A 5,418-nucleotide genomic window follows, 5' to 3' on the forward strand; every position below is an offset into this window, starting at 1 on the left:
GGGACGGGGTCACGGGGTTCGCGGCGGGCGACCGCGTCACCGGTCTCTGCTTCTCGCACGCGTACGCCGAACTGGCCACCCTCCGCGAGGAGATGGCGTCCGCCCTGCCCGAGGGCGCGAGCGCCGTCGACGCCGTGGCGCTGGTGAGGAGCGGTGCGGTGGCGCGAGGAGCCCTGGAGGCGGGGGGAGTTGGGAAGGGGGACACCGTCCTCGTCACGGCCGCGGCGAGCGCGATCGGGTCACTGGCGCTGCAACTCGCCCGGAACATGCGGGCGTTGCGTGTCGTTGCCGCCGTGAGCAGCGCGGACAAGGCGGAGTTCGTGCGCGGACTCGGCGCCGACGAGGTCGTCCTGTACGGCGACGAGAGCTGGGGCGAGCCGGTGGACGTCGTCCTCGACGGGGTCGGTGGCGACGTACTCGGGCCCGCGGTACGGGCGTTGGCGCCGGGCGGCCGACTGGTGGCGTTCGGCTCGGGCGGCGGGACGGTCGACGCGTACGAGTTGCTCGTGCGGAGCGCTTCGGTCACCGGCTTCCAGGTGGCGGCGATCGCGAGGCGCGAACCGGAGAGGTACGCGGGGTGGGTGAGCGAACTGTGGGACCAGTACGCCACGGGCGTGCTGCGGCCTCGTGTCTCGGCGGAGTTCCCGCTGGCGGAGGCGGGCCGGGCGCATGGCGTGATCGAGGCGCGGGGCAACCTCGGGAAGGTCGTACTCGTGCCCTGAACCACCCCGCCCGAACCGAAGGGGCACCCGGTCACCGCCCCGCGCGAACCGCAGAGGCACCCGGTCGCCCTCTTCTTAAGGCACCCCGAGCGAGCGGGCTCCCCCGGGGTTCGCTACTTTTGCACCGTGGACAAGAAGAACGCCTTGCGCGCCGGCACCCTGGCGGCCGGTACGACGCTGATGATGCTGCTGATGTCGTCCCCCGCGCTCGCGCTCACGCGCGACGACGGTGACGACCCGGGTCCGGGTCTGAGTGTCGTCGACACGCTGGGCCTGTTCGTCGTGGCGCCGATCGGGATCTTCCTCGCGATCGCCGGCCTGGTCTGGGTCCTGGACAAGTCGAAGGACCGCGAGCCCAAGGCTTCCAAGGCCTGACGTCCGCTTTCTGAACGAACGTATACGGGTACCTCCCCCCTGAGGGTTAACCGGGTACCCCCCGAGGGCTACTCCTGTGTAGTCCCCGGCAGCAGCTCCCGCAAAAGGTCGGCCAGTTGGCCGACCTTTTGCGCGTCCAGGACCGAGATCGCCTGCTGCTGGACCGCGAGCCCGGCCGCCACGGCCTGGTCGACGACCTTGAGACCGTCCTCCGTAAGGGTGACCCGCAGGGCCCGGCGGTCGTGGGGGTCGGGGGAGCGGCGCAGCAGGCCCGCGCGTTCGAGTTTGTCGAGCCGGCCCGTCATACCGCCGGTCGTGAGCATGAGGGTCGAGGAGAGCTCGCGGGGGGAGAGGGAGTACGGCTCACCGGAGCGCCGCAGCGTCGCGAGGACGTCGAACTCGCCGCGGGAGATGCCGTACGGGGCGTAGGCGCGTTCGGCGCGGTCGCCCATCGCGCGGGCGATGCGGGAGATGCGGCCGAAGACCTCCATCGCGGCGGTGTCGAGGTCGGGGCGGGCGGCGGCCCACTGGTCGACGATCGCGTCCACGGGGTCCTTGGGGGGCGTGCTCATGGGGGGAGTATCTCAAGCGGAGCCGGCTTGCCCCCGACTGGCTTACCCCTAAGCGGCTTGACTCTAATTTGCTTAGCGCTAAGCTAATCACCGTCGAGCTACCAGACCGGGGTGTCCCATGAAGTCCGCAACCGTCCTCCTCACCGCCCTCGCCCCCGTCTCCTGGGGCACCACCTACGCCGTGACCTCGGAGTTCCTCCCACCGGACCGGCCCCTCTTCACCGGCCTCATGCGCGCGCTCCCCGCCGGCCTGCTCCTCCTCGCCCTCACCCGCACGCTGCCGCGCGGCGCCTGGTGGTGGAAGGCGGGCGTGCTGGGCGCGCTCAACATCGGCGCGTTCTTCCCGCTGCTGTTCCTCGCCGCGTACCGGCTGCCCGGAGGGCTCGCGGCGGCGGTCTCCTCGGCGGGGCCGCTGTTCGTGCTGGCCCTCTCGACGCTGGTGCTCCGCGAACGCCCGACCGTCCGCCCCCTCCTCACCGGCATAGCGGCGGCCCTCGGCGTCACCCTCGTAGTCCTCAAGGCGGGCGGCGCGCTGGACACCCTGGGTATTACGGCCGCCGTGGCCTCCACCGCCTCCATGTCCGCCGGCACCGTCCTGACGAAGAAGTGGGGCCGCCCGACCGGCGCAGGCCCCCTCACCCTCGCCGGCTGGCAACTCACCGCAGGCGGCCTCCTGATCGCCCCCCTGGCCCTCCTGATCGAAGGCGCACCCCCCGCCCTCGACACCCGCGCGATCGGCGGCTACCTCTACCTCGCCCTCGCCAACACAGCCGTCGCCTACTGGCTCTGGTTCCGCGGCATCGGCCACCTCTCCGTCACCCAGGTCTCCCTCCTCGGCTCCCTCTCCCCGGTCACAGCAGCGGCCCTCGGCTGGGCAGCCCTCGGCCAGCCGCTGACGGCCCTGCAACTCGTGGGGATGGGCGTGGCGTTGGGGGCGACGGTCATCGGACAGCTGCGGCCTGCCGCGCGCGCCACCACGCCCGCACCCCGGGAGCGCGCACTCCAGCGGGTGTGAAACGCGCCCCCGGCAGGCAGCACAAAGGCGCCCGGCGTTCGACAACGCCGGGCGCCCCTCGTGTCACGCGTTACGCGTCAGCGGCCTGCGCCTTCAGCGCCCGCTCAACCCCCGACCGGGACTCCGACACCAACCGCCGCAGCGCGGCGTTCGGTTCGGCGGAGGACAGCCAGGCGTCCGTGGCGTCCAGCGTCGACTGCGACACCTGGATCGCCGGGTACAGGCCGACCGCGACCTGCTGGGCGATCTCGTGGGAGCGGGAGTCCCAGATCGACTTGACGACCTCGAAGTACTTCTCCGTGTACGGCGCGAGCAGTTCGCGCTGTTCGGGCTGGACGAAGCCGCCGATCACGGCTTCCTGGAGGGCGTTGGGGAGGTCGGAGGAGTCGATGACCGAGGACCAGGCGGCGGCCTTGGCCTCGGCGGTGGGCCGGGAGGCGCGGGCCGTGAGGGCGTGCCGCTCTCCTGCCGCCGTCTTGTCGCGCTCGTACTCGGCGTTGATCTCCGGCTCGTCGAACCGGCCCACAGCCGCGAGGCGTTGGACGAACGCCCACCGCAGCTCGGTGTCGACGGCGAGGCCGTCGATCGTCGAGGAGCCGTCCAACAGGCCTTCGAGGAGCGCCAGTTCGGAGTCCGTGCGGGCCGTCGCCGCGAACGCCCTTGCCCACGCGAGCTGGTGGTCGCTGCCGGGGGCAGCCGCACGCAGGTGCTCCAGCGTCGCCTCGGTCCAACGCGTCAGCAGGGACGCCCGCTTGGCCGGAGCCGCGTACAGCTCGAGCGCCAGCTTGACCTGCCGCTGGAGGGACTGGACGACGCCGATGTCCGACTCCTTGCCGATCCCGGAGAGGACCAGCGAGAGGTAGTCGCTCGTGGCGAGTTCCGCGTCGCGGGTCATGTCCCAGGCGGAGGCCCAGCACAGGGCGCGCGGCAGGGAGGACTCGAAGTCGCCGAGGTGCTCGGTGACGAAGGCGAGGGACTCCGTGTCGAGACGGACCTTCGCGTACGAGAGGTCGTCGTCGTTGAGCAGGACGACGGCCGGGCGGCGCTTGCCGATCAGCTGGGGTACGTCCGTCAACTCCCCGTCGATGTCCAGCTCGATACGTTCGTCCCGCACCAACTTGCCGCTGTCGTCGTCCAGTTCGTACAGGCCGATGGCGATGCGGTGGGGGCGCAGCGTCGGCTCGCCCTTCGCGCCGGCCGGCAGCGCGGGGGCTTCCTGGCGGACCGCGAACGAGGTGATGACGCCGGAGGCGTCCGTGACGATCTCCGGCCGCAGGATGTTGATCCCGGCCGTCTCCAGCCACGCCTTCGACCACGACTTGAGGTCACGCCCGGAGGTCTCCTCCAGCGCGCCGAGCAGGTCCGAAAGACGCGTGTTGCCGAACGCGTGCGCCTTGAAATACGCCTGCACGCCCTGGAAGAACGCGTCCATCCCGACGTACGCGACGAGCTGCTTCAGGACGGAGGCGCCCTTCGCGTACGTGATCCCGTCGAAGTTGACCAGGACGTCGTCCAGGTCGTTGATCTCCGCCATGATCGGGTGCGTGGAAGGGAGTTGGTCCTGGCGGTAGGCCCACGTCTTCATGGAGTTCGCGAACGTCGTCCACGAGTGCGGCCAGCGCGAGCCGGGCGCGTACGCCTGGCAGGCGATCGACGTGTACGTCGCGAACGACTCGTTCAGCCAGAGGTCGTTCCACCACTCCATCGTGACGAGGTCGCCGAACCACATGTGCGCCAGCTCGTGGAGGATGGTCTCGGCGCGCGTCTCGTACGCGGCGTCCGTGACCTTCGAGCGGAACACGTACTGGTCGCGGATCGTCACCGCGCCCGCGTTCTCCATCGCGCCCGCGTTGAACTCCGGGACGAACAGCTGGTCGTACTTCTTGAACGGGTACGCGTAGTCGAACTTCTCCTGGAACCAGTCGAATCCCTGCCGGGTCACCTCGAAGATGGCGTCGGAGTCGAGGAATTCGGCCAGCGAGGGGCGGCAGTAGATGCCGAGCGGGACGGTCTGGCCGTCCTTCTCGTACACGCTGTGCACGGAGTGGTAAGGGCCGACGATCAGCGCCGTGATGTACGTCGAGATGCGCGGCGTCGGCTCGAACTCCCAGACGTCGTCCTTGGGTTCGGGCGTCGGGGAGTTGGAGATCACCGTCCAGCCGGTGGGCGCCTTGACCGTGAACCTGAACGTCGCCTTCAGGTCGGGCTGTTCGAAGGACGCGAAGACGCGGCGGGCGTCCGGCACCTCGAACTGCGTGTACAGGTACGCCTGTTGGTCGACCGGGTCGACGAAGCGGTGCAGGCCCTCACCGGTGTTGGTGTAGGCGCAGTCCGCGACGACGCGCAGGACGTTCGGACCGGCGAGCAGGCCGGGCAGGGCGATGCGGGAGTCCTTGAACACCTCGGCGGGGTCCAGCGCGTCCCCGTTCAGCGTCACCTCCAGGACCGCGGGGGCGACCAGGTCGATGAACGACTCGGCGCCGCCCTCGGCGACATCGAAGCGCACCGTGGTCACGGACCGGTAGGTGCCGCCCTCCTGCGCTCCGGAGAGGTCGAGATCGATCTCGTACGAGTCAACGGTGAGCAGCTGAGCCCGCTGCTGAGCCTCTTCGCGAGTCAGGTTTGTGCCAGGCACGCGGTCATCTCCTCGTTATGCGTGGGTTGTGGCCATCTTTCCACGTGCCGCCTCCGGGCACGCAGCCACTATCACCCAGCGCACGCCCCCTCCGGGCAC

At 70.4% G+C, this 5,418-nt stretch carries 5 protein-coding genes; 3 read left to right on the plus strand and 2 right to left on the minus strand.

The genetic code is table 11. The features are described 5' to 3' along the window. Together AOK24_RS38010 and AOK24_RS38015 are read left to right on the plus strand one after the other, a co-directional pair. Positions 1–722, plus strand: a 722-nt coding sequence (locus tag AOK24_RS38010; RefSeq protein WP_055724499.1) for a quinone oxidoreductase family protein, incomplete at its 5' end; no start/stop codon positions are given. Between the two features lie 126 nt (positions 723–848). Continuing rightward, positions 849–1,097, plus strand: a complete 249-nt coding sequence (locus AOK24_RS38015) for a hypothetical protein (protein WP_055724500.1) — start codon at positions 849–851, stop codon at positions 1,095–1,097. A 68-nt stretch (positions 1,098–1,165) separates the two neighbouring features. On the opposite strand, the gene AOK24_RS38020 is transcribed toward AOK24_RS38015, so the two are convergent. Further along, the gene (locus AOK24_RS38020; RefSeq protein WP_055724501.1) at positions 1,166–1,669 is read right to left on the minus strand and encodes a MarR family winged helix-turn-helix transcriptional regulator; all 504 of its coding nucleotides are present in this window, start codon (positions 1,667–1,669) and stop codon (positions 1,166–1,168) included. A gap of 118 nt (positions 1,670–1,787) precedes the next feature. Between AOK24_RS38020 and AOK24_RS38025 the strand changes: the two genes are divergently transcribed. Continuing rightward, positions 1,788–2,684 carry an EamA family transporter gene (locus AOK24_RS38025; protein WP_055724502.1) on the plus strand — a complete coding sequence of 299 codons (897 nt, stop codon included), beginning with the start codon at positions 1,788–1,790 and terminating at the stop codon, positions 2,682–2,684. Between the two features lie 70 nt (positions 2,685–2,754). Here the strand turns inward: AOK24_RS38025 and pepN are convergent, their stop codons facing one another. Further along, positions 2,755–5,319 carry an aminopeptidase N gene (pepN, locus tag AOK24_RS38030; protein WP_055724503.1) on the minus strand — a complete coding sequence of 855 codons (2,565 nt, stop codon included), beginning with the start codon at positions 5,317–5,319 and terminating at the stop codon, positions 2,755–2,757. Positions 5,320–5,418: the final 99 nt, after the last annotated feature.

Source organism: Streptomyces niveiscabiei, from assembly GCF_001419795.1.
Lineage (GTDB): Bacteria > Actinomycetota > Actinomycetes > Streptomycetales > Streptomycetaceae > Streptomyces > Streptomyces niveiscabiei.